This is a genomic window from Mycetohabitans endofungorum (assembly GCF_037477895.1).
In the GTDB taxonomy this organism is placed as follows: Bacteria; Pseudomonadota; Gammaproteobacteria; order Burkholderiales; family Burkholderiaceae; genus Mycetohabitans.
Genome location: NZ_CP132745.1, coordinates 302,708 through 323,207 on the forward strand (window position 1 = coordinate 302,708; position 20,500 = coordinate 323,207).

At 57.8% G+C, this 20,500-nt stretch carries 15 protein-coding genes and 5 pseudogenes; 4 read left to right on the forward strand and 16 right to left on the reverse strand.

Annotated features, from left to right (window positions below):
- Positions 1-162: 162 nt before the first annotated feature.
- Positions 163-768, forward strand: a pseudogene (locus tag RA167_RS13580) (helix-turn-helix domain-containing protein); the annotation flags it as partial.
- Here RA167_RS13580 and RA167_RS13585 read toward each other — a convergent pair.
- From RA167_RS13585 to RA167_RS13650, 14 genes and pseudogenes are all read right to left on the reverse strand, one after another.
- A pseudogene (locus RA167_RS13585) lies at positions 744-914 on the reverse strand (ATP-binding protein); the annotation flags it as partial. The pseudogenes RA167_RS13580 and RA167_RS13585 overlap by 25 nt on opposite strands.
- Positions 915-954: 40 nt before the next feature.
- Positions 955-2,316: an IS110 family transposase gene (locus RA167_RS13590; protein ID WP_076788102.1), complete on the reverse strand. Its 1,362-nt coding sequence runs from the start codon at positions 2,314-2,316 to the stop codon at positions 955-957.
- Between the two features lie 431 nt (positions 2,317-2,747).
- A pseudogene (locus RA167_RS13595) lies at positions 2,748-3,117 on the reverse strand (ATP-binding protein); the annotation flags it as partial.
- A complete protein-coding gene (istA, locus tag RA167_RS13600) occupies positions 3,114-4,382 on the reverse strand; it encodes an IS21 family transposase (protein ID WP_076788103.1) in 1,269 nt (422 codons plus the stop codon). The gene istA and the pseudogene RA167_RS13595, both read right to left, overlap by 4 nt.
- A gap of 96 nt (positions 4,383-4,478) precedes the next feature.
- Positions 4,479-4,965 (reverse strand): annotated as a pseudogene (locus RA167_RS13605) (IS481 family transposase); the annotation flags it as partial.
- 259 nt (positions 4,966-5,224) lie between these two features.
- Entirely contained in the window at positions 5,225-6,337 is a 1,113-nt protein-coding gene (locus RA167_RS13610; RefSeq protein WP_076788105.1) for an NAD(P)/FAD-dependent oxidoreductase, read from the reverse strand.
- Complete coding sequence (locus tag RA167_RS13615; RefSeq protein WP_076788107.1) at positions 6,334-8,286, reverse strand: LodA/GoxA family CTQ-dependent oxidase; 1,953 nt, start codon at positions 8,284-8,286, stop codon at positions 6,334-6,336. Before RA167_RS13615 ends, RA167_RS13610 begins: the two co-directional genes overlap by 4 nt.
- A gap of 8 nt (positions 8,287-8,294) precedes the next feature.
- On the reverse strand, positions 8,295-8,951 hold the full coding sequence (locus RA167_RS13620) for a hypothetical protein (protein WP_083706127.1): 657 nt from the start codon (positions 8,949-8,951) through the stop codon (positions 8,295-8,297).
- An 18-nt stretch (positions 8,952-8,969) separates the two neighbouring features.
- Positions 8,970-10,211 carry a hypothetical protein gene (locus tag RA167_RS13625; protein WP_076788108.1) on the reverse strand — a complete coding sequence of 414 codons (1,242 nt, stop codon included), beginning with the start codon at positions 10,209-10,211 and terminating at the stop codon, positions 8,970-8,972.
- Positions 10,212-10,483: 272 nt separating this feature from the next.
- A complete protein-coding gene (locus RA167_RS13630; protein ID WP_076788110.1) occupies positions 10,484-12,034 on the reverse strand; it encodes a Dyp-type peroxidase in 1,551 nt (516 codons plus the stop codon).
- Complete coding sequence (locus tag RA167_RS13635) at positions 12,034-13,164, reverse strand: hypothetical protein (RefSeq protein WP_139337191.1); 1,131 nt, start codon at positions 13,162-13,164, stop codon at positions 12,034-12,036. The genes RA167_RS13630 and RA167_RS13635 overlap by 1 nt, the downstream gene beginning before the upstream one ends.
- A 170-nt stretch (positions 13,165-13,334) precedes the next feature.
- Positions 13,335-13,985, reverse strand: coding sequence for a hypothetical protein (locus tag RA167_RS13640; RefSeq protein WP_076788113.1), 651 nt, complete (start codon positions 13,983-13,985; stop codon positions 13,335-13,337).
- A gap of 2 nt (positions 13,986-13,987) precedes the next feature.
- On the reverse strand, positions 13,988-14,470 hold the full coding sequence (locus RA167_RS13645) for a glycoside hydrolase family 108 protein (protein ID WP_076788114.1): 483 nt from the start codon (positions 14,468-14,470) through the stop codon (positions 13,988-13,990).
- Positions 14,471-15,331: 861 nt separating this feature from the next.
- Positions 15,332-16,531: a tyrosine-type recombinase/integrase gene (locus RA167_RS13650; protein ID WP_076788116.1), complete on the reverse strand. Its 1,200-nt coding sequence runs from the start codon at positions 16,529-16,531 to the stop codon at positions 15,332-15,334.
- A gap of 156 nt (positions 16,532-16,687) precedes the next feature.
- On the opposite strand from RA167_RS13650, the gene RA167_RS13655 reads away from it, so the two are divergent.
- The 3 genes from RA167_RS13655 to RA167_RS13665 all read left to right on the forward strand — a co-directional run bounded on the left by RA167_RS13655 (position 16,688) and on the right by RA167_RS13665 (position 18,756).
- A complete protein-coding gene (locus tag RA167_RS13655; protein ID WP_076788117.1) occupies positions 16,688-17,677 on the forward strand; it encodes a DNA-binding protein in 990 nt (329 codons plus the stop codon).
- A 499-nt stretch (positions 17,678-18,176) separates the two neighbouring features.
- Positions 18,177-18,455: a type II toxin-antitoxin system RelB/DinJ family antitoxin gene (locus tag RA167_RS13660; RefSeq protein ID WP_013428592.1), complete on the forward strand. Its 279-nt coding sequence runs from the start codon at positions 18,177-18,179 to the stop codon at positions 18,453-18,455.
- On the forward strand, positions 18,427-18,756 hold the full coding sequence (locus RA167_RS13665; RefSeq protein WP_076788119.1) for a type II toxin-antitoxin system YafQ family toxin: 330 nt from the start codon (positions 18,427-18,429) through the stop codon (positions 18,754-18,756). Before RA167_RS13660 ends, RA167_RS13665 begins: the two co-directional genes overlap by 29 nt.
- Before the next feature lie 114 nt (positions 18,757-18,870).
- On the opposite strand, the pseudogene RA167_RS13670 reads toward RA167_RS13665, so the two are convergent.
- Positions 18,871-19,079: pseudogene (locus RA167_RS13670) on the reverse strand (hypothetical protein); the annotation flags it as partial.
- Positions 19,080-19,157: 78 nt separating this feature from the next.
- Positions 19,158-20,435, reverse strand: coding sequence for an NAD-dependent dihydropyrimidine dehydrogenase subunit PreA (gene preA / locus RA167_RS13675; protein WP_076788121.1), 1,278 nt, complete (start codon positions 20,433-20,435; stop codon positions 19,158-19,160).
- Positions 20,436-20,500 lie beyond the last annotated feature (65 nt).

Sequence of the window (20,500 nt, forward strand, 5' to 3'; positions counted from 1 at the left end):
AAATCAGGGCCGTTCGGAAGTGGAAATTTCCTGCTTTTCGGGGCGGGACGAATCGGCCCGGGACTTGCACTGGTGGGCGAATTCGGCGAGCGTCGTCCACTTCAGTGCACAGTGGAGACGCGCTATGCGATTCACGGACATCGTTTCAACTAAAATGATGTGATGGACCGAGAGATCGCCGCGCGATTACGTTGGGTGCACATGTATCACGAGGCCGGCAACGCCGGCCTCATGTGTGCGCGGTGTGGCATCTCCCGACCGACACTTCGCAAGTGGCTACGCCGCTATCAGGAAACCGGCGAAGCAGGTCTGCCATCCCAAAGCCGCCGTCCACACTGAAGTCCAGGCCAGAAGGTTTCTGATCCAGGATGAGTTGCGATTGCACGAGCAAAGATAACTATCGCTCGCAACCATTCACAAGATCTTGTGCCAGGCGCGTGTGAAGCCATTGGTTCGACCCAGGCGACCAGCGCAGCCGAAACGTTATAGCCGTCCGGTTCTGGGCGATTGCGTCCAGATGGACACGATGAAGATTACGCGGGGCCTCTATCAGTGCACCGCCGTCGACGCGCGATCAAGGAACAAATTGAACAGTGGCACCTCGACTATAACTGGCGCCGCCCGCACGGATCACTCGGTGGCAAGACGCCCTTCGACCGCATAGCAGAACTGGATGAACTAATACCTCTCTCGAAAGAGCTAGCCGGTGCCTACGATGAACCGAAAGAGCGCGTTCAACACCGCTCATCGATGATGAGCAGGCTGTTGCGCGTGAGAAAGCGCACACGCTGCGTCAGGTTACCCTCGCACTCGGCCTTGGCCATCGAAGCGACGATGTCGGCCAGTGAGCCGAAGTACACCGACTTCCCAGCGCGGACAGCTTCAATGCCAAGGGCCACTGCCAAATGATCTCGTACCGACTGTCAACGCTTATTCACGGCCAGAAATAGTGCTCTACGCTGATTGTGGCATGGGCTGGTTCCGACGTGATTGGCGGACTTCGAGCGGCACGGTGAATTGTGCGAGAACGATGCGCTTGCCTTCCTGAACGGTAATCGCGTTACCTTGCTGGTCCCGCAGCACATACGGCTGGCCAGTCTTCAGCACACGATAGATACGATTGATTAGACGCGTGGCGACAGCACATATGGCCTGCTTGTGGTGGTGGCCTTTGTTCACCATGAGCCTCCAGTAGACGGCGGCAAGCTCCGGGTCAATCTTGCGAGCGACGTCTGCGGCGATATACAGTGCCCGCTTGATGCGATCGCTACCGCTCTTTGTTAGCCGTTGACCTGGTTTGTCTATGCCGCCAGATGAATTTTTGGTCGGGAACATGCCGCAGAATCCACGAATATGGTCTTCGTTACGGAAACGCTTCGCGTGGCCGAGTATCCCGATAAGCAACGGGGCCAAAGTTGATCCGACGCCGGGAGTTGACCGAAGCGCATCGGATGGATGCGCCCGCTGATAGATCCGTTCTACCTCGCGCTCTATCGCGCCGATGTGACGATCCCATAGTCGCAAATGTTCGACCTCCTGCGCCACCTCGAACTGCAGTGCGACGAAATCCACGCTATCTCCATGTAGCTCGATGGTCTCGGTAGCAGCTGATTTTAGCTTTTCGACCATCGAGTCAATAAAAGGACCACTCTTGGGATGATTGCCAGAGGCGTTGCGGGAAAGAAATCGGGCGAGCACATCGCGCCTCATGGCAGCAACCTCGCGTGGATTGAATAGCTCGCCGAGAATTGCCAGCGTGAGCTGCGTCACGGTATTGGGTAACACTGGCTCAAGGGCTGGGCAGGCCCAGCGGATGAGATCAAGAACACGACGCCGCGCAGAACATACCAGTTCCTGATAGCGGTGACGTTGCTTGGTCAGTCGTTGCAGTGCATGTTGTTCGGGCACGGGTACATGGACGGGATCGAGGCCCCGACCGCCAAAGCCGGGTATCGCACCCAGTACATGCGCATCGGCCGTATCGGTCTTGGCGTGCTCGCTGAGGTACTTGCGCAATGCCTTGACACGCTGCCCCTTGATTCGAATAACCCTGATGCCCGCACGCTGGAGCCAGTTCGCAACCGGGAACCATGCCATGCCTGTTGGCTCCATCACCGCCGTAATTGGCGTTTCAGCAGTGATCCCGTTCTTGATGGTGAATATAAAGCGCTTGAGGTCAGTTGACGTTAAACGAAAGCGGATGGGCTTGCCAACCGCACGGCCATCATCAAAGACCTGCGCGAGCTGAACTGCTCTGATCGCAAGGTCAATGCCGATGGTTCGGTGGCGTACCGACGCATTACTGGTTGAGGCCATGGGTTGTTGTTCTCCTTATCGATGGATTCGAGGGCTCGATGCTGGGCAGCACTGCCAGGTGTTTCATTCGTGGCCGCTTGAAACTTGCACATTCATGCGCCACCATCTCGTTACGCTTGCCTGCGCCAGCCCGAACCCTGCAACCATGGGCTTCACATCGTCGGGACGAACATTGCAGGCTCTCCCACGTTCTTGAGGTCGCTGGGCTCGGTGCCCGCAGGCAAGGGTACCAGCGGCAGTGAAGGCGGGAGTTGAACGGCGAGTCGGAGCCGCAGACGCTCCTCATACTCTTACCCATCGGGTTCGCTCTGCGCCCGGATTCAGCCAAAAAGACTCTGAATTTGATGGTGCGGAGTCGACCCGCGATCACTTCGTCGAGGCACTTTGCAGCTTCGTCATCGATTTGCCCCTCGGCGTCAACCCCGCACCTCTATAGATACCTGACTTTTGCCAGTCCCAGGCGGTCCAAGAAAGTGAACGGCCTGTTTGCACTCGATGAACTCCAGTTGTGCCAACGCCATGATCCGGTCTCGATCGAGGCCTGGCTGGAAGCTAAAGTCGTAGCCCGCCAGCGTCTTGATGGTGGACAGCCGCGCGGTCTGCAGCGCCGTTTTGATGCGTCGCGTTTCGCGGGTCGTGAACTCCTCGGCCAATAGCGTTTCGAGGACCTCAAGCATGGAGCTGTCACCCTGTTCGAAGCGCTTTAACGTTGCATCCAGCACCTCCAAAAGCACGGGGCATTCGCAGGCCTACCAGATAGCGGCGAATCTGCTCGGTGGTCGACACAGGGTTAGCCTTCATGCGCTCCTCCCCGCGCCGGCCAAGCGCTTGGCCACCTGATCGTAAAAAGATAATGGCCGGCGCAGAACCGGTGCAGTTGCTGCCGACTGGGCATGACGCGATGCTGGCTTGTTCCGCTGTACCTGCCGCTGTCCGGCCAGCAACGACGTCTGCTTGCGCCCGTCGAGTACTGGATGGACCGCCAGCAGTTCTCCATCCTCGTAGATCCGGATCTCATGAGCGAGGCTGTGTACCTCGAGAACCCGTCGCCGGGCTCGGTCCGGCACGCTGTAGTAGTTGCCACCGACTGATACCAATCCTTCATGGTTGACTCGACGCTCCAGTCGGATGACGCCGTTGAAGACGCCTGCCGGCAGCGCCTGCAAGGTTGGACGCTCTTGTGCAAAGTGCTGCGCCACGACACGCTGCATCGTGCCGTGCATGCGCACGTTAGCCACGGTATCGAGCCAGTCGCGTAATTGCCGATTCAGATCGGCCAGGTCCAGGAACTGCCGGGCCAGGAAGAAGTCTTGGCGGATATATCTGAACGGGCGTTTGACCTTACCCTTGGTCTTGGCTCGATAAGCTTTGCACGCGCGTGGCACAAAACCGTAATGCTTCGCGCAGGCGACCATCTTGGTGTTGTAAATGATGTGTTTGTCCTGTTCACCCAGTACGGCTGTCTTCATTCGATCGTAGAGGATCTCGCGAGGCACACAACCCAGATACTTGAATGCCTGCATATGGCAGCGCAGAAGTGTTTGTAGATCCTGATGCTCAACGAAACGGAGATAGCGGCTGTGCCCTAGCACGATTGAGAACAGCCATATGGAGCGACGCTGACCAGGCGCATCACCGAACTCGACATTGAAGTGAGCAAAGTCGACCTGTGCTTGTTGGCCGGCGGGCGTCTCAAACCTGACCTCGAATCCGTTCTGCCTGGGCGGGCGTACCTCCCGGACTATCTCACCAAGCACCGAGCGGCCGCCCTTGTAGCCGAGAGCCCGGATCTCACGCAGCAAGCGCTCGATGCTCAGTTCCGGAAACGCGCGCACCCGCTCTGTTACGTAGTCGATGAACGGGTCCATGACCCGCGGCCGTGGCGCTCGGGGGCCATACCGCGGCACCTGGACTCCATTATTGATGTACTTGCGGACGGTCTTGCGATCCATGCCCAGTCTGCTGGCAATCGCCGAGATGCTCAGCCCCTGCCGGTGCAACTCCAAAATCGTCAGTACCTCTCCCAGTTCGACCGCTAGCTCCAAGAACGAAATCCAGGACAGCATGGTCGTCGATCATGTGCAGGCGGCAACCCATGCCGCCAACGAAAAACGGGGAAAATTACTTCGACAGAAATGGAGAGTATCTATCCGACAGTGACAGGTATGGTCGATGTCTTCTACAGCCAAATACAGCTCATACTCGTGATGCTCGGGATTGCCACAGTATTCGGTGCCGCGATCCGTGAGCACACGCAGCAGCGGGATGCCGAAACTGTCGAAGAATGGGACAACGCGGTCATTGAGTAAGTCAGCCGCCGGCAGGGGCGTCTTGCGATCGTAGAGCTGGGCCAATGCCACCTTCGAGTAGGTGTCGACAAAGCTCTGTTGATAGACACGGCCTACACCTTTGAGGTTGCCGACATAGAACATATCCTGCGCGCCGCAGTAGCCCGGACATTCGGACTCGAACTCGCCGTGGGCGTTTGGTTCGCTCCAGCGCGACCAACTGGGCCTCGGTTAGCACCAGCCCTTGCTGAGCGGATTTGGCTTCCAGCGCCTTCGGACGTTTGTTCATAATCTGCAGATCGTGACGCAGCCAGATGCTGCGAACGCCCTGAGGCGAGACCTTTAGCGCATGGCGCTTGAGCGCTTCATTTTAAGTTGCTGTTGACAAGGGCGCCGAAGGCTGCTTTATGCGCGGCAGTGCCGTGTATGACGAGGCAGCGCGCACCTTTAGCTTAATCGCCTCCGGCCCGACTGGTGTACCCAGGGGCGACTTCAAATAACAGTGGACATAGCCTGCCCAAACAGATCGCAGAGTGCTAGACGTCCATTTTTGCGCGCTTACGAGCAAGCGCAACGCGTTGCCGTTGATATAAACGAACTCAAAAAGGCCGATTGACAAGCTACAAGCCTGATGTATTTAAACTGCGAGCCTGGTGCGCACGAGCCGGCCAAAATGGGTTCGGCTCGCAATGGCCCCGGTAGGCATAGCGGAGGTCAAGCTGAGCGCGTGAATGGCGGTAGGTCGCTTGTACCGCATGGTCGTATGCGGCGAGCGCATGGGGGTTGCCGGCCATGCATTCCCGGGTGGCGTGCGCCGCCGCGAGAGCTGAGCCGAAAGCCTGGGCCAGCCCTTGGCCGCACAACGGGTCGAAGGCCGTTGCCGCATCGCCGACTGCCAGCCAGCTATCCGCCGCGCAGCAGTTCAGCCGCGCGCTGGACGCGTCCATGACAAACATCTTCGACGTAGCCGTGGCAGCCAATCCAGGGTACAATTCTTCAAGAAGCCGCCGCAAGACACGCTTCAACGCATCCGGCCGGCCTACACTATCAAGCGGGTCGGCCACCATCGCCACACGCGTGTCATCGGCTGGGCCGTCAGTACGGTACCACCACCCATGAGGGGTCGCAGTCAGGTGCAGATATGGGTCGCGCTGAGGCGCATGACGTTTCAGCCGTGCTGCAGCCGCAATGAGCTTGTCGTCGACGATGCGGCGGGCACCCAGCCGGCGGGCCAGTCTGCTAGCGCGGCCCGTTGCGTCAATGACAAACTTCGCTGTGACGACCTGCGTCTGGCCGCCGGATGCCAACGATAACACGTAGCCTGAGGTGTTGCGTGTCACACTTGCCAGAACGGCTTCCTCTAGCCAACGGCAGCCATTGATCAACGCAAGGCGTTTGAGTGCTGCCACCAATCGCGGCGGATCAATCGCCCAGCCGCAGACACCGCGCAAGCCGTGGTCTGCGAGATCGGGACCCATCGAGGGCCAGTGCGCGACCACGCCGTCGCACTGCGCTGCAATCCCTGCTGATGTTGCCAATAGAGAGGTTAGCTCAAGCGCATCCAGTACCAGGTTCGCTTCGGGCCCCATTACCTCGCCGGCCTTCCGGCTACTATGGCCGGCGATCACCGTGACGGCGAAGCCCCAGCCGGCTAGAATCCGCGCGACTGTGGCACCCGCCGGCCCGCCGCCGGCGATAGCCACGTCACACGTTTGCGTGAGGTTGCCGCTCATATCTCACCACGGTGGTAAGTTCGGCGGGGCGGCCGACTTTGCCCCGGCTGAGTCAGACCCATTGCCTTAACGGCTGACGGAGTCGGCGAGGCGAGCCGCTCGATCGCGGCCATGAGCATGACCTTGTCGTTCGAGCCCGCATGATCTGGATGCCGACCGTTTTCGACATGGGCAATTTCCGGCAGGCCAAGCGCCTGCAGGTGCGTTGGCGTGCCGGTTGGCAACACCATTCCCAACTCGCACCAATTCTTCACCATATTGTCAATACGCTCATAGTAGTTGCGCCCGTTAATGTCACGGGTCCAATCCTCGCGGTAAGTGGCATGCTTGAGCTTCTGCATCTCGAAGCTTGCCTCATCGACGGCACGCGACCAGGCTTCAGCGCTTAACACTTGGTTGGGAACTCGCGCGCCCCAGTAGCTGGGCATTGATAGGTAGGTGGACGGCGAGTATTCGAAATCGGAGAGGCAGGAGGCCTCGTCGGTGTGCCACGGGACGCCTAGCCAACGCGTTAGCGCACCTGGCGCCACTCCGCGCAGCGGTCCGTCGGCGCCCAGGCAGATCTCCGGCGTTAGCTCAGGCCCGAAGTCCTGCCGCGCCGGTCCTTCTTCGTCCAGTACGTTCAGCCGGTAGGGTCCGGCCCACAGGGACGCCCGCCGCATGATCCAAGTCAATTCGATCCCAGGATGAAACGGGCCGCCGAGGCATTCGTGCAGCGGAGCGCGCGAAAGATGCTCGATTTGCGCGGACGGTGTCAGCTCGTCAAAGTGCGGCGGTAGCGGCTCGCCCTGCCAGTCGTTAATAAAGTCGCCTTTCGCCCAGGCCGCGAGGTGGCGGTACATGGTCGAGGTGACCGCTAACAGCACGCGGGCATGGTCGACACTGCCGCCATCGTACGCATCGCCGTATAGATAAGGTAGCTTCGAGCGATCAGTGGCGCCGCCCACCGCGGGATCGCGAAACAGGCCAAAGACAGCTTCACGCCAAGCGCGCCCCTCATGCGAGGTGTCGGTGAGCCTTTTAAGCACTTTTGGATTCCGTGCATCTAAAGGTGAGCCGAATCCATGCGCCATGAAAAGGCCGTGATTGACCCATTGCATCGCAGTCAATCTGGAGAAGATTGGCCAGACATCACGGGTAAAACTTGTTTGGGGCGGCAGTTCAAGCCAACCTTCCGCGGCGAACATATCACGCACCACGTCGTCCATCGTCACAACCCCAAACAGCCCGGGCGCATAGTTAGGGGGCGCCACCGAAACATAGCCCGGTGTAGCCTCAAACGATTTGCCGCCGACCGTAACGTGCGCGCGCACAGTTCCGTCGGCCACGTCGTCAAACCACAAACTATTGTTAGCGAACGTCGTTGGCTTGGTTCCCGCCCAGCGAGGAGCGGCCCGACCATGCCCGCCCAAAAATAATAGCCGGCCTTGAGGATCAGTGCGTAACTCGCCCAAGTAGACGGTTTTGTCAAAGAACTGCCCTTCGAATATATAGCCTGCGCCCGACACACCGCGACCTTCAATGGACTGCGGCGGCGGCGTGATATCGAGGCGAAAGCGGCCGGACGATGTCTCAGCGTTCCGCTTCACTGCGGGCTTTGCGAGGCCGTCGGGTAAGTCAAGTGCGTTCGTGAACTCATACCAGCCGGCCTTCAGGTTGGCGATGGCCACCCGCCATTGAATTTGGATTCCATCGTTTAGTGTTAGCTCACGCACTTGCCCCGAGGCAAGCGTGGCATAGATGCGAAAACGCACGGCTTGGCGCTTGATCGCGCCATTCACATCGCGCAACGCCCCTGGATCCGCCGGCGCACCGCCAATGACTTCAGCGGCAGTGAAATAGTCCGAGTCGCCTCGGGCGTTGCCGACGCGGGCGATACCCAGCGGTGGATAGATCGCTACCTCTACGATCGACGCCGGATCAAGCGCGTTGCTGCTGTTGCTATTCATATGCCACCTCAGTAGTTCAAGTCAACCTCTTGCTCGGAGAAGAGCTCGTCCTCAAAACCCGTGCTGCGTAGCACGCGTACCTTCGCGGCCTTGACGCCTGGAAACTGGTTACGGTCAATCTCAGCGTGCGGCGTCTCGCGTCCCACGGCAAGGGTCTGCCAAGTCGACTTCCCCGCAGGACACACCTGTACGGTATAAGTGACGCCACCCTGTGGCGCTGCCGCTTGCGCACGCAGAGCGCTGCGGTTGGGTTTGTCTGGCAGTGGCGCGTCGATCGATAGCGGCGACAAGCCGCCGGCGATCTCTGAGGCAGCGCGCGGCTCAGCTGCCTCGAAACAACTTACCTCAGTGCCGTTATACAACAGCGCAATTCGTTTCATGCCGGGTATCACCGGGATGTCCTCATTAACGAGAGCTGTTTTAGGCAACATGTCGTCTGCACAGCTTGACACCTGGATGGCCGGGCGAAACCGGCGCAGCTCTTGACCCCCGGAATCCTGGATCGAGATGTCAAACGCATCGAATGGCGAAGGTGCGGCGCTCGCCGCGCCTTCAGGCCGCGTCGCGACGGTGCTAGGGTTCACATACAGGATCTTGCCTTCGCCTTTCTCGCTGTCGATAGAAGCAATCAGCTTCACAAAACGACCTGTTTCGGTTTTCAACATGGTATTTCTCCATTGCGTTCAGACACCCTCGTGCGCGAGCCGAATTTCCTCGTCCATGAGCCGCTCGTGGATCGCTTCATAGGTGTATGCCGACAGCCATTGATTGTCGGCGTACGTCATGACGTCGTAGTGAGTTTCGCCGGGTAAAGCGCGCATTGGTATCGCCAGGGCGGGGTCGCCGACGTCAAAGCCGACGAATCGATTGTCGGGCACGGTGGTGATCAAGCCGTCGGGATAGGGAAACCCTGGTTCATCAGGATCGCGCTCCTGCTTTTCGCGAGGAAAACCAGGATGGCGCCGCTGAAAGGTATGCCCCAATTCATGCGCACCATACCAGTCGGCGTAGCTTGCGTCAGAGTCCCATTCCCAGTCGCCGTTGGGCACACCAGTCGGACCGGAGGCGATTAAGCCGAAGGTGCGCGCTGCCTCGTCATACACTGCGCTGCCGCGCATAAAGCAGGTGCCGTGGTCGTCATCGACGAGACCGTAATAGTGTGTTCGTGGATCGATTCCGGAAGAGATCTCGCGCGCGCGCAAGGCCGTCAGTTGTGCGTTTGCAAGATCCGATGCGTTTTCACCAAATGGCGGGTTGAGCAAGTCAGCATCGGTAACCAGCTGAGACCAGTCAAGCGCCGCGACGGGATAGGCGCGCAGCAGGTATGACCTCAGGAAGTTGAAGTGCGTCGCGTCGGGCGTGGCGAAGCTACCGGGCCTGGATAGGCTTCTGTAGCGCAGGCCGATGGCACGCACACGGAGTAGGGGCGCCTTGCGAAACTCCACGGACAACTGGACAGGCGTTGCAATCGGGACATCGTTCGCACCGGGCACATAGATGCGCTGGACGGCTAGCTCAAGCCGACCGGCCTTGACAGCCTCCGGGGGAAGCACGAAGTTGAGGCTCAACGCGGCGTCGAAACGCTGTTCTTGCAGGCTCGGCCGCGTAGCCGGCGTCAACTTGACACGGTTGATGGCAGGCAGGTAAGCCATTCCCCCGCCATCCCGGCGCCACGCCAACTCACCCGTGACCCGCGCATTGGATGCGATGGCGGTGGGATCAAGGTATAGGCGCGCAACCGTCGCCTTACCGGCGATTAGCCGCACTTGGTTATCGACGGATTGGATCGTCTGGACAATCTCGAGGCCACGAATGCCGATCCCGACACCGCTGGCGACGCCCTGTGCCGGTCCCGCATTTTTAACCAGTTCAAGGTCTTTGGGTCGATTAAGCACAGGTTGTGCATAGGGGTGACTGCTGATCATACGTTTACCTCCCGGTCAATCACGTGGGTACGAGCGCGTGCCCTTTCAGGCGTGAAGCCAGCAGGCGGCTGGCGCAAGCTTAGCGGCACACGCGGACATCGACGTAATGTGGCAACGCCAAATCGTCGTGTCTCAGGCTCGCGCATCAAGGAGCGGTATTGTTTAACGGAAACAACTAAGGCTATCCTCCAATATTGAAATATTAGGTAGATCAGTGCGATTTATTGCTGTTTTTGGTATAAATTATCTGTTTAGATTGCTTGAATTGATCACTACTTGGCGAGCTTTCCAACAATTGCAGACAGCGACGGCGCGAAAAAATATCCTCCCCCAGTTGGATGGACCCACTCTCGGTCAATCTTCAGCGGTACCTCTTCATCATCTTTCTTAAAATGTACAACTCGTGTACGATCGTTCGAATCTGATTGACCAATGATCGGATCGTGTCCATACGGACTAGGAGTGAATTTTTTATTTACCCAATCTGATGTGATTTTCTCGAAGGAATTGACAATCGATGCCTGATAGGATAAAAATAACAACCCGCGATCCTCTTGGTCGTCTTGAGCCTCTGATGGTAAGGTTTTGCCATAAGGAATTCCGCGGCGAATCATGAGACGCGTTCGCGTATCAAATTCGTCTCCTAAATTAGTGACCTCGTCACGAGGATTGACTTTACGAATATGTGCCCAATGCGGACAGATATTTCCTCCAGAATCGTCTGGTGCCGGTGGCGTGGTATCGGGGGGAACCCCGGGGGCTAGCTTGATCGTCGGCATAGAGTTTGCGTAAGCAAACGCATTTGCGGCGATTGGTCCCATCATTTCCGGATCCGGCCCATTCTTCGTCCGAACGAGCGGCTCTCCATTTGGCCAGCGTCCGACAAACGCGGCAGCGATGTGCTCAGCACGCATATCTGGCAATAAAGGTTTTAGAGACCTTTCAGCATCTTTGACGAAGTTGCGAAACGCGGCGACATCTTGTTTTAGCCGACGAAACACAAGAAACGATCCGTTCTTGAGCCATGGCGCGGGCAGGGGGATGGCGGGTCGTACTGCACCGGTTTTGGAGTCTTGACCGTCATAACCTAGGACAAATTGCCCTGGCATAACTAGCGGTCTTCCCGGCTGAGCAAACGAGGCAGCATGAGGGTCGCTGGGATCGATGAGGCGCGGAGTCAAGTAATCGTCCGGGGCGTCCGAAACGGTCCCCCGAACTGCAGGTTGCGAGAGACCATCTTTGAATCCAAAATGCTCATGCCCAGGTTGATCGCTGCGCGTGCTTCCAACTTCGCGATACACCTGTGCCAAACCACTAGCACCTGTAGCCTGAAGAGCGTGAGCAACCGCTTCGTCCGCTAGCTCCGGGCGATCGCTTGCGATTATCAACAAGATATCGGGAATAGCGTCCGGAGCGCCTACCTTCCAATTAGAACAATAATAGGGAGATTTTGAATCGGAAGGATCGCCCAGATAGGTCTTACAGCGAGCGGGCATTCCAAACTGAAATGCTTTGTCAGGAATACTATCAGCTTCAGCTGCCGACGTTAATTTTGCGATTCCACCATGGGAAAAGGCAACGTTGAGCCATGTCGATGCGAGTCCGTGTGGATCTCGGCCGACCCGTTTTCGCATAGCGCTGAATAAGCGGTTGAACTGCAACACCTCCGCTGTGGACGCAATCGAGTCCTGAATGGCAAGTAGCCATTGCTTGGCCATCGTGACATTGTTGATTTTTAAGCCAACCAGAATCTGAAAGTCCTTATTGAAGCCAGCAAGGATGTTGCCCTGAATATCGTCAACGTCAAGTCTAGGTTCTTGCATTATCTCGTCCTCTTCATCGGCTTATTTAATCCGCTTGCCACTTCGGTGTCCTCTGGAATGGGGCCACATGGAACAAGACTATTGTGTACAGAGTCCTTTAAACACGCCGCTCCTTCAATCCCCATTGTCACGTGTTCTGCTATCTGGCCACCGTATTCAATTGGTACACCACCAATCTGGATATCGCTGATTGTTTTTCCTTGTGTTTTTAGCGCTGAAGGTAGCTCATAAATCGCACGAATCGCTTTTCCCGGCTTTCCTCGAATAATCGTCATAAAGCCGGACGCGGACGTACCATCAGCGAAAGTCCACCCCCTATCATCAAAATCGATCATGTATAAACCAACGGGGTCCGTCAATGTAATGAGGTAACCATCACGGGCGATACGATTGATTTTGTATCCGATTGCAGGGTCGCTGTTTCGGTCACCATCTCCAAATTGAGCGCATTGAATCAATTTGGCAGGAGAAGTGGGCTCTCCCGAGCCATTGTTGCGTCTGACGGTTGCGTCGGCTGCTAACTTAATTTCGGCGCCAAGCGCATTTGCGGGATGCGTAAGGTGCATTGCCCCTTTTGTCGTATTAAATGCATTCCAAGAATTGTATACACCATTTGGAAATAATTCGGCTTTAAGATCGTTTTCTGACACGCCCGGTGCGATATGATTGGCATAAAGATTGACGACTGCTTTCGGGCTCAAAGATGCCAAAAATTCAAAATAATCGTATGCTTCGCAGGTAAAGTCGATTCGGATTATTTTTCCCTGGCCGTCACGATGTACAAACCATTCTAAATATTCATCCTGTTGTCTGAACTGTTTGCCATCGCTTTGTGCAAGTTGATCCGGTTCGGCGCTAACGTAATCTGTCTCCCCGCTAGCAGCGGCGTTGAGAAATCTGCGAGGAAACCCGTTCCAAGGGATCATTTCTAGCGTATCATCAGCAGAATTTCCATTCTCCATTGGGTTGTAAAACTGCGGCTTACCAGCATGATGCCTTGATAAAACAGCTTTAATCTCAGCAATCGATCGGTTGAAATTTCTCGAGACATAGTCACTATACTTTTTCAAGAGATCCGGCGAACCGAAATCGTCTTGATTGACAGGTGGATTAAAGTGTGAAATTTTCATTTGAGGACCTTAAAATATATGGCTAATATAAATGACAAACAAATTTCATGTGGCCTGAAAAAACATGTTAAAATAAATCCTACTAAATTCTTGTAATAACCAGCGCAGTCAATGCAAATAAAATTACCCATGAAATAACCTATCGACACTCATATTTATTTGAAAAATTCTCATGATTTTTCCTCCGTTAATGACGGTAATGCTGGCTCAGCGCGCGTCACTATAGGATTTAGCGCTTGAGTCGTGGCGTAAGTGTCCGGATCGGTCGCGAAGCTGGTAATCACTGCGGCCTGCTTCTTCGCTGTTGCGGATGATCCTAGAAAAAATTCCTTTGCACCCAAGACCATTGAAATGAGCACACCCTCGATATTGCCAAGCACCCCAAAAGCAAGCGGTTCAATCGGTATGCGGGAAAACAACAGCCAGAAGTGCGCGCCAATTACAAAAAACAGGGCACCTGTATATAGATAGGCGAGGTTACACGGGGTGCGGTCTTGCGCAGTCAACGCCCTCTGTCGAGCATCGGCGCGGTCGGCGGCATTCGCCTTCGCCGTTTCGATGTTGGCGGTGATGTGCGCCTTCTCCAACTCAGCGGCGATACGCTGCAGCTCGACTTGGCTTTCAACGATCGCCTCCTGAAACCGGTAGGCGAGTTCAGGATTGGCTTGAATCGCAGCTAACGCCTGTTCCGGTGTACTGGTGCTGGTGACCGTTTGGGCGATGTTAGCCACCTTCTGCGCGACCTGTTCAGCCCGACTGCCGCCGATCCACTGTGCGATTTGAGGAGCAAACTGCGCGAGGGCAAGGACGATCGGTAACATGATTAAGCTCCGGCTACCCTCAAATTAGTAGCAATGCGTCGTGCCCAACCGCGCCCAAAGCTGGACCACATTTGCAGCGCGGTTAAATAGGCTAGTCGCGCGGCTACAAAACGCATAATAAATAGCTCTGGGTCGACCGCTTGCACTGCGGCGATCGTCTTGGGTCCGAGTTTGCCGTCGGCGAGCGCGCCGCTGGCTTGCTGCATCCAAACGACAACAGGGCCACCGTTGTAATTGGCATCCAAGACTTGAAACGCAACACGCGCGTCGTAGCTATCGCAGTGCAGCGGATCCCAGTAAAGCGCCTTGGCAATGTGCTTGGCTGTCTCTCGCGGCAAATCCTGCATGGGACCGGTATAGCCCCATGCGAGCGCCACCCGCTGTGTGATGCCCCACATAGTTTCACCGCCAGAATCTTGAGGGTGATTGGAGTAATCCCCTTCATTGCCAATGAGCTGGTCAAAGGCGTCATCAAAAGTACTCATACCGGACCATAAAATAAACACTCAACTACCTGACACAAAAAATGGTTCACATAACACAATCAAAACCATTATCCGCCAACCCTTAACCTACTTTCAATCTTCAATAACTGAACCGGTTGTTAGAATGCCTGGTGTCAATCAACGCACAATCCAATCAACGCTGCAATGTTCAATATTATTTAATTAAGTATGCTAAATAAAAAATATAAGTCAATAATGCACAATCGCTCGGCATTGTAAACTTGGTTGCATCGATTCGGCCTCTTAAAAATGAAGCCTTGACTTCAATCTATACCATTCGACTTGGATGTCAAGTACGAGTGTTTAATTTTGTGAAGTAAGGCCAACCAGAAAATTAGGATGTTGAGAAAATGAAAAATTTTCGTATCGCAATATTTTGTGAAAATTATACCGAATACGAGGAACCTTCCTAAAGCGAGGAGCCGTGTTCCGCTATGGTTAAGAACTTAAGAGAGAGCAATGCAGGTTGCTGTATTCGGCTAGGGTCGAACAGCCGATCATCATCATTGGATCCACTGATAACATATGACCGGAATCGATGACCACGTTCGCCGAAATACATACCTCCGCCATCATGATTCAATGGCCATGGTCGGCATGCATACCTCAGGGATATCTGCACACGTCTACCAACACACAGGATCAACGATATCGCTGCCTTGTCGTTCCATCGCTCGCAACCGTTTGCATCCATCCGCTAACCCGTGGCGGCAAGACGGGTCCGCTGGCTTGGCATCACCCACTACATGATCCGGCGTTTGATCCACAATTGTGCTTTGCTGGGTTCGCACGGCAAGCTGGACTGGCCGGCCATCAGCGCTGCGGTGGCCGAACAGAAAGCTAAACCGGGTCTTGGTCGTTCCAGTTCATCCGATGGCCGCGCACCGTCTGACGGTGCCGCGTGTCCTCTTCCTCGTGCAGATACAAGCTCGTCGTGGTCAGCGACACGTGCCCGAGGTTATCGCGCACCGTGCGCAGATCGAGGCCGGCGTCGGCCTGATGCGAGCCGGCCGTATGCCGCAGCCAATGCGCCGACGCACGCACCAGTTCGTCGGCCCGATCGGCGAAGGCGGGCCCGCGCGCGCGTAGCCACGACGCGGCATCGAGAAAGATCCGCTTGATCGCGTCATGCAGGGCGGAGCGCGACAGGCCACGGCGCGCGCCTCGGAAGGGCACGACCAGCGGCGTGTCCTCGGCCCGGCGGGGCAGCGAGGGCAGGCCGCACGCTTGCCGGTAGCGGGCCAGCTCGACGATCAACTCTGGCGACGCCGGCACGCGCCGCGCGCGTTGCCCCTTACCGACGATGTCAAGCCACCACTGGTCCTGTCCGTCCGGGCCCAGACGCCGCGAGAAGTCGCCCATGGTGCCGTGGGCGACCTCGGAGAGGCGCAGGCCTTGCAGATAAAAGAGCGTGGTCAGCCAACGGCCGCGGGCGGCGTACGCGCGCTGCGCGGCCGTTTCTTGGGGCAGCTGCGCGACAAAGTGTTTGACCTCGTCCCACAGCGACACGGATAAGTAGCGCGTGATGCGCGGCGCCGAGCGCTTGGCGCGCTGACGCAGCAGCGCCATCGGGTTGCCGCGCAGGTAGCCGGCGTCCACCAGCCACGTGAACAGGCCGTTGAGGATCACCCGCGCTTGCCGCTGGCTCGCTGCGGACAGCGGGCCATTAAAGGGCCGCCAGCGGGCATCGCTGCGAGCATATTTGCCCCCAGTGGCCGACACCCAGCGGTTTGCGGGCTGCGGGTCGGCCAGGAACGCGTTGAATTGTTGTAGGTCCTCGTGCGTGAGCGACGACAGCGGCTTGCCGAGCTGCACGACGGCCCACAGCATGAGCCGCTCGGCCTCCTTACGGTAGGCCTCGAACGTCGTTTGCGTGTCGGCGTAATTGGACAGCCAGGCGCGCACGGCGTCCAGGTCGTGACGCGCGGCAAGCTGCGCCGTCTCCGGGGCGCCGCGATTAGTGCCGTCGCGCCCGTCCAGATGCTCGGGCAACACGAGCGTCTCGACTGGTTGCACGGCGGTGAACAGGGTGACGGACACGGATGGGGCGCTCCCAGGGTGAGAGTTAAACGAAAAACGACTTTTGCCACACTACACGACATTATTATAGACGTAATGTCGTGTAGTGTGGCCAATTTGTTAGAAATTTATCGTATTACGTAGTATTATTTGATTAGATCTTTCCTGGAAACTGCGATGAGTGATGCCCTGTCCCCTGACGCGGCGTTGGCCACCGAGATCGCGCGCTTGAAAACCGCGCATCCGAACACGCGCGAGTTGTATCGCGAAGTATGCGCGCTGTTGTTCTTTCGCTTTGGCATCACTCCCACCGCGAACCGCCTGTACCAACTGGTGCGCAAGGGCAGCATGGGCACGCCCACCGAGGTTCTCGCCGAGTTCTGGCGCGAGCTGCGTGAAAAAAGTCGTGTCAAGCTCGATCACCCGGATTTGCCCGCCGAGCTGCGCGACGCCGCCGGCGCGCTCATCGCGACGCTGTGGGAGCGAGCCGCGGCCACCGCGCACGCGGCGCTGGAAGACATACGTGCCGAGGTGCGTGTCGAACGCGACGCGGCCGCCGCCGAGGTAGCCGCCGCCCGCGAGGCTGCGGCGCACGCCGAGCGCACGCTCGAGACGCACCACGCGGCGCTGCTCGCTGCGCAGGCACGCCTCCAAGAACTGGAGCCCGCGCTGGCGGGGGCTGAAGCAGCGCGCCAGACACTGCACACGGAAGTCGAGCGTTTGCAACGCGACGCTCAGGAGCGAGACGCCGCGCTCGCCCAGGCGCGCGCCGATTTTGCCCGCGAACTCGATAAGCTGCGGGCCGACACGGCGCGCGCCGAAGCACGGCTGCAAGCGGCCGAAAAGCGCGCGCTCTTAGAGACCGAGCATGAGCGCCGCACCAGCGCGCGTCTAATCAAGGAGCGGGATGCGGCAGTGCGACGCGCCGACGAAAGTGACGCGCAGCGCCGCGCTGAGCGGCAAGCGCTGCAGGCGCAATTGGGGGACGCACGCCAGCACATTGGCATGCTGGAAGGCAACTTAGCCGCGCTGCAGCGCGCGAACGCCGACGCTGAAAAAGCGCGGCGCGTACGGCAGCGCAGACCCACCCAGTCCGCATCAGGCCGCACCTCGGGCCCGATTAGGCGGCCACGCCCGCTCACGCGTGCGCTGAAAAAGACTTCGTGACACAGTCACCGACATTCCTTTTTATACAAAGGCTCATGTGGCCGCAGGCCGGTTAGCAAGCATAGGTCAGCCCATAGCCGATCTCGGGCAAGCCTAGAATCATCATCGCTCCGGAGAGCATTGGGCAGCAGGGGACCCAGATAATGGGCCAGCCGCTTGTATTCATCCATTGTTATGGCGCGCACCACATCGTGGCTGCCACGGTTTTGACGCGGAATCAATGTAGATTGCTGTTGGCTAGCCTTACCGGAGCGAGTATGCGCCAGTGCATCCCAATCAATCCGACTAAACGACTCCGTGACCTCTCGCCCTGACGAATGCGTGTCGGTAAAAGGGTTGAAAAGCTGCTCACTGCTCGCAGCACCCGCGCGCACCAAGAAGTGAGGCCGCTTGGCATACGATTTTCCGCATTAAGAAGCCACCCCAATCAAAAACACAGTGTTTCTTGCTGGCCATCGCTTTGTGAGATACAATGTATCTCACATGATAGGAGGTCGCAATGGCTACAACGACAATGGTTCATATCCGTATTGACGAGACCGTCAAAGCGCAGGCTGCGCAAACGTTAGCCTCGATGGGGCTGACTGTCTCCGATGCCATTCGAGTCTTCCTGACGCGCATCGTGGCAGACAAAGCGCTGCCCTTTGCGATCCAAGCGCCCAATGCGGCCAGCCGTGCCGCCATGGCTGAAGCTCGCGAAATCATCGAGAGCCGCCACGTTCGCTTTGCAACTTCCGACGCTTTGATGAATGACCTTGAAAAGAACACCCGCAAGTAAGCGGGCCACTCTACCGCGCGCATCAGATTACACCAAAGCATTTCTCAAGGACTGGCAACGTCTGTCTTACTCGGGCCGGTACGATATGAACCGGTTGAAAGAGGCCATGACGTTGCTTGTTGCCAATGATGGCCCGCTTGCTGCTGAGTGGTTGGATCACTCGCTTGCGGGAGAGTGGGACAATCACCGGGAGTGTCACATTGGGGGCGATTTTCTGCTTATTTATAAGCTCGCTGATATCGGCAAGCATGGCTTAGTGATCTTCGTCCGAGCGGGCACGCATTCCGAACTTTTTTCTTAGCAGGACAAGAGGGCCTTCACCGCGCGCTCGACGTGTCGGTGGCCGGCGCTACTGCGCTCGCCCGAGCTGCACAGCGTCTTACGAAAACGAAGCGATTTGGGGGTAGCCTCACCCCAAGATCTCGTCGTCGGCCATGATCGCGCTCTTGTAGGCCATGAAGTGCTTGAAGCTGGATACGCCGTGCTCGTGCGCCCCCCGCGAGTCCGGCCGCAGTGCCGGACGTGATGTCCGCCGGCACCGATCACCGTCGCACCGGCCGGCGCGCGCAAGTCGGGTCCGATCTGCATGATCTTGCCGCCTTCGGCGCTGGATGCGCACAGCACGTCGGCACGCCAACGCTAGTTCGCGTCAATCAGCGTGCCGCCTCGAATCCAAATCGATCGGCGCAGCGCGCGACGCGCTTACGCGGGCTGCGGTTCGGCCACGTGCGCGGGATTGTTCGGATGCGTGATCCAGTTCGCATACCCGCCGGCGTCCACGCGCTCCATCGTGATGCATTGATCGACCGGGCATACGTGCATACATAAATTGCACCCGACGCAGCGCTCGTCGACCACTTCGAAATGGCGCTGGCCGCCGCGGCTCGCCGTGATCGCCTGATGCGACGTATCTTCGCACGCGATATAGCACAACCCGCATTGGATGCATTTGGACGGATCGATGCGCGCCTTGATGTCGTATTGCAGGTTCAGGTACTTCCAGTCGGTCACATTGGGCACGGCGCGCCCGCGCACCTCATCCAGTGTCGCGAAACCCTTGTCATCCATCCAGTTCGATAAACCATCAATCATGTCGGTGACGATACGGAATCCGTAGTGCATCGCTGCCGTGCAGACCTGCACGCTGCCGGCGCCCAGCACGATAAACTCGGCCGCATCGCGCCAGTTCGAGATGCCGCCGATGCCGGAGATCGGCAGCCCCGACGTACTGGAATCGCTCGCGATCTCGGCCACCATGTTCAATGCAATCGGCTTAACCGCCGGTCCGCAGTAGCCGCCGTGCGTGCCCTTGCCGTCGACAGTGGGCATCGGCGCCATCTGCTCCAGGTCAACCGCGATGATCGAATTGATCGTGTTGATCAGTGATACGCCATCGGCGCCGCCCGCGTGGGCGGCCCGGGAACCCAGCCGGATGTCGGTGATGTTCGGCGTGAGCTTGACCAGGCAGGGGAGCCGGCTCGCCTGCTTGACCCAGCGGGTAACCATCTCGACGTACTCAGGCACCTGGCCGACCGCGGCGCCCATGCCGCGCTCGCTCATACCGTGCGGACAGCCAAAGTTCAACTCGACGGCGTCGGCACCGGTATCTTCGACCTGCGGCAGGATCGATTTCCATGCCTGCTCATTGCACGGCACCATCAGCGATACGATCAGCGCCCGGTCCGGCCAGTCGCGCTTGATCTGCGCGATCTCGCGCAAGTTCACCTCCAGCGGGCGGTCTGTGATCAACTCAATATTGTTCAACCCGGCGATGCGCTGGCCGTTGTACGTCGTGGCCCCGTAGCGCGAGCCGACATTGACCACGTGCGGGTCCAGGCCCAGTGTTTTCCAGACCACGCCCCCCCAGCCGGCCTCGAACGCGCGGTTGACATTGTAGGCCTTGTCGGTGGGCGGCGCGGAGGCCAGCCAGAACGGGTTCGGCGATACGATGCCGGCTATCGTGCAGCGAAGGTCAGCCATGATCGGTGCTCCGGTTTCTGATATCGATGTGAGTTGTCATGTCATACGGTCGGCAGGCCGTGCTG

Excerpts from the sequence above, each read along its gene's own strand:
- RA167_RS13590 (WP_076788102.1), bottom strand. The coding sequence starts at position 2,316 with ATGGCCTCAACCAGTAATGCGTCGGTACGCCACCGAACCATCGGCATT.
- RA167_RS13645 (WP_076788114.1), bottom strand. The coding sequence starts at position 14,470 with ATGAGTACTTTTGATGACGCCTTTGACCAGCTCATTGGCAATGAAGGG.
- RA167_RS13625 (WP_076788108.1), bottom strand. The coding sequence starts at position 10,211 with ATGATCAGCAGTCACCCCTATGCACAACCTGTGCTTAATCGACCCAAA.
- RA167_RS13610 (WP_076788105.1), bottom strand. The coding sequence starts at position 6,337 with ATGAGCGGCAACCTCACGCAAACGTGTGACGTGGCTATCGCCGGCGGC.
- preA (WP_076788121.1), bottom strand. The coding sequence starts at position 20,435 with ATGGCTGACCTTCGCTGCACGATAGCCGGCATCGTATCGCCGAACCCG.
- RA167_RS13640 (WP_076788113.1), bottom strand. The coding sequence starts at position 13,985 with ATGTTACCGATCGTCCTTGCCCTCGCGCAGTTTGCTCCTCAAATCGCA.
- RA167_RS13660 (WP_013428592.1), top strand. The coding sequence starts at position 18,177 with ATGGCTACAACGACAATGGTTCATATCCGTATTGACGAGACCGTCAAA.
- RA167_RS13635 (WP_139337191.1), bottom strand. The coding sequence starts at position 13,164 with ATGAAAATTTCACACTTTAATCCACCTGTCAATCAAGACGATTTCGGT.
- RA167_RS13655 (WP_076788117.1), top strand. The coding sequence starts at position 16,688 with ATGAGTGATGCCCTGTCCCCTGACGCGGCGTTGGCCACCGAGATCGCG.
- istA (WP_076788103.1), bottom strand. The coding sequence starts at position 4,382 with ATGCTGTCCTGGATTTCGTTCTTGGAGCTAGCGGTCGAACTGGGAGAG.
- RA167_RS13615 (WP_076788107.1), bottom strand. The coding sequence starts at position 8,286 with ATGAATAGCAACAGCAGCAACGCGCTTGATCCGGCGTCGATCGTAGAG.
- RA167_RS13630 (WP_076788110.1), bottom strand. The coding sequence starts at position 12,034 with ATGCAAGAACCTAGACTTGACGTTGACGATATTCAGGGCAACATCCTT.
- RA167_RS13620 (WP_083706127.1), bottom strand. The coding sequence starts at position 8,951 with ATGTTGAAAACCGAAACAGGTCGTTTTGTGAAGCTGATTGCTTCTATC.
- RA167_RS13665 (WP_076788119.1), top strand. The coding sequence starts at position 18,427 with ATGACCTTGAAAAGAACACCCGCAAGTAAGCGGGCCACTCTACCGCGC.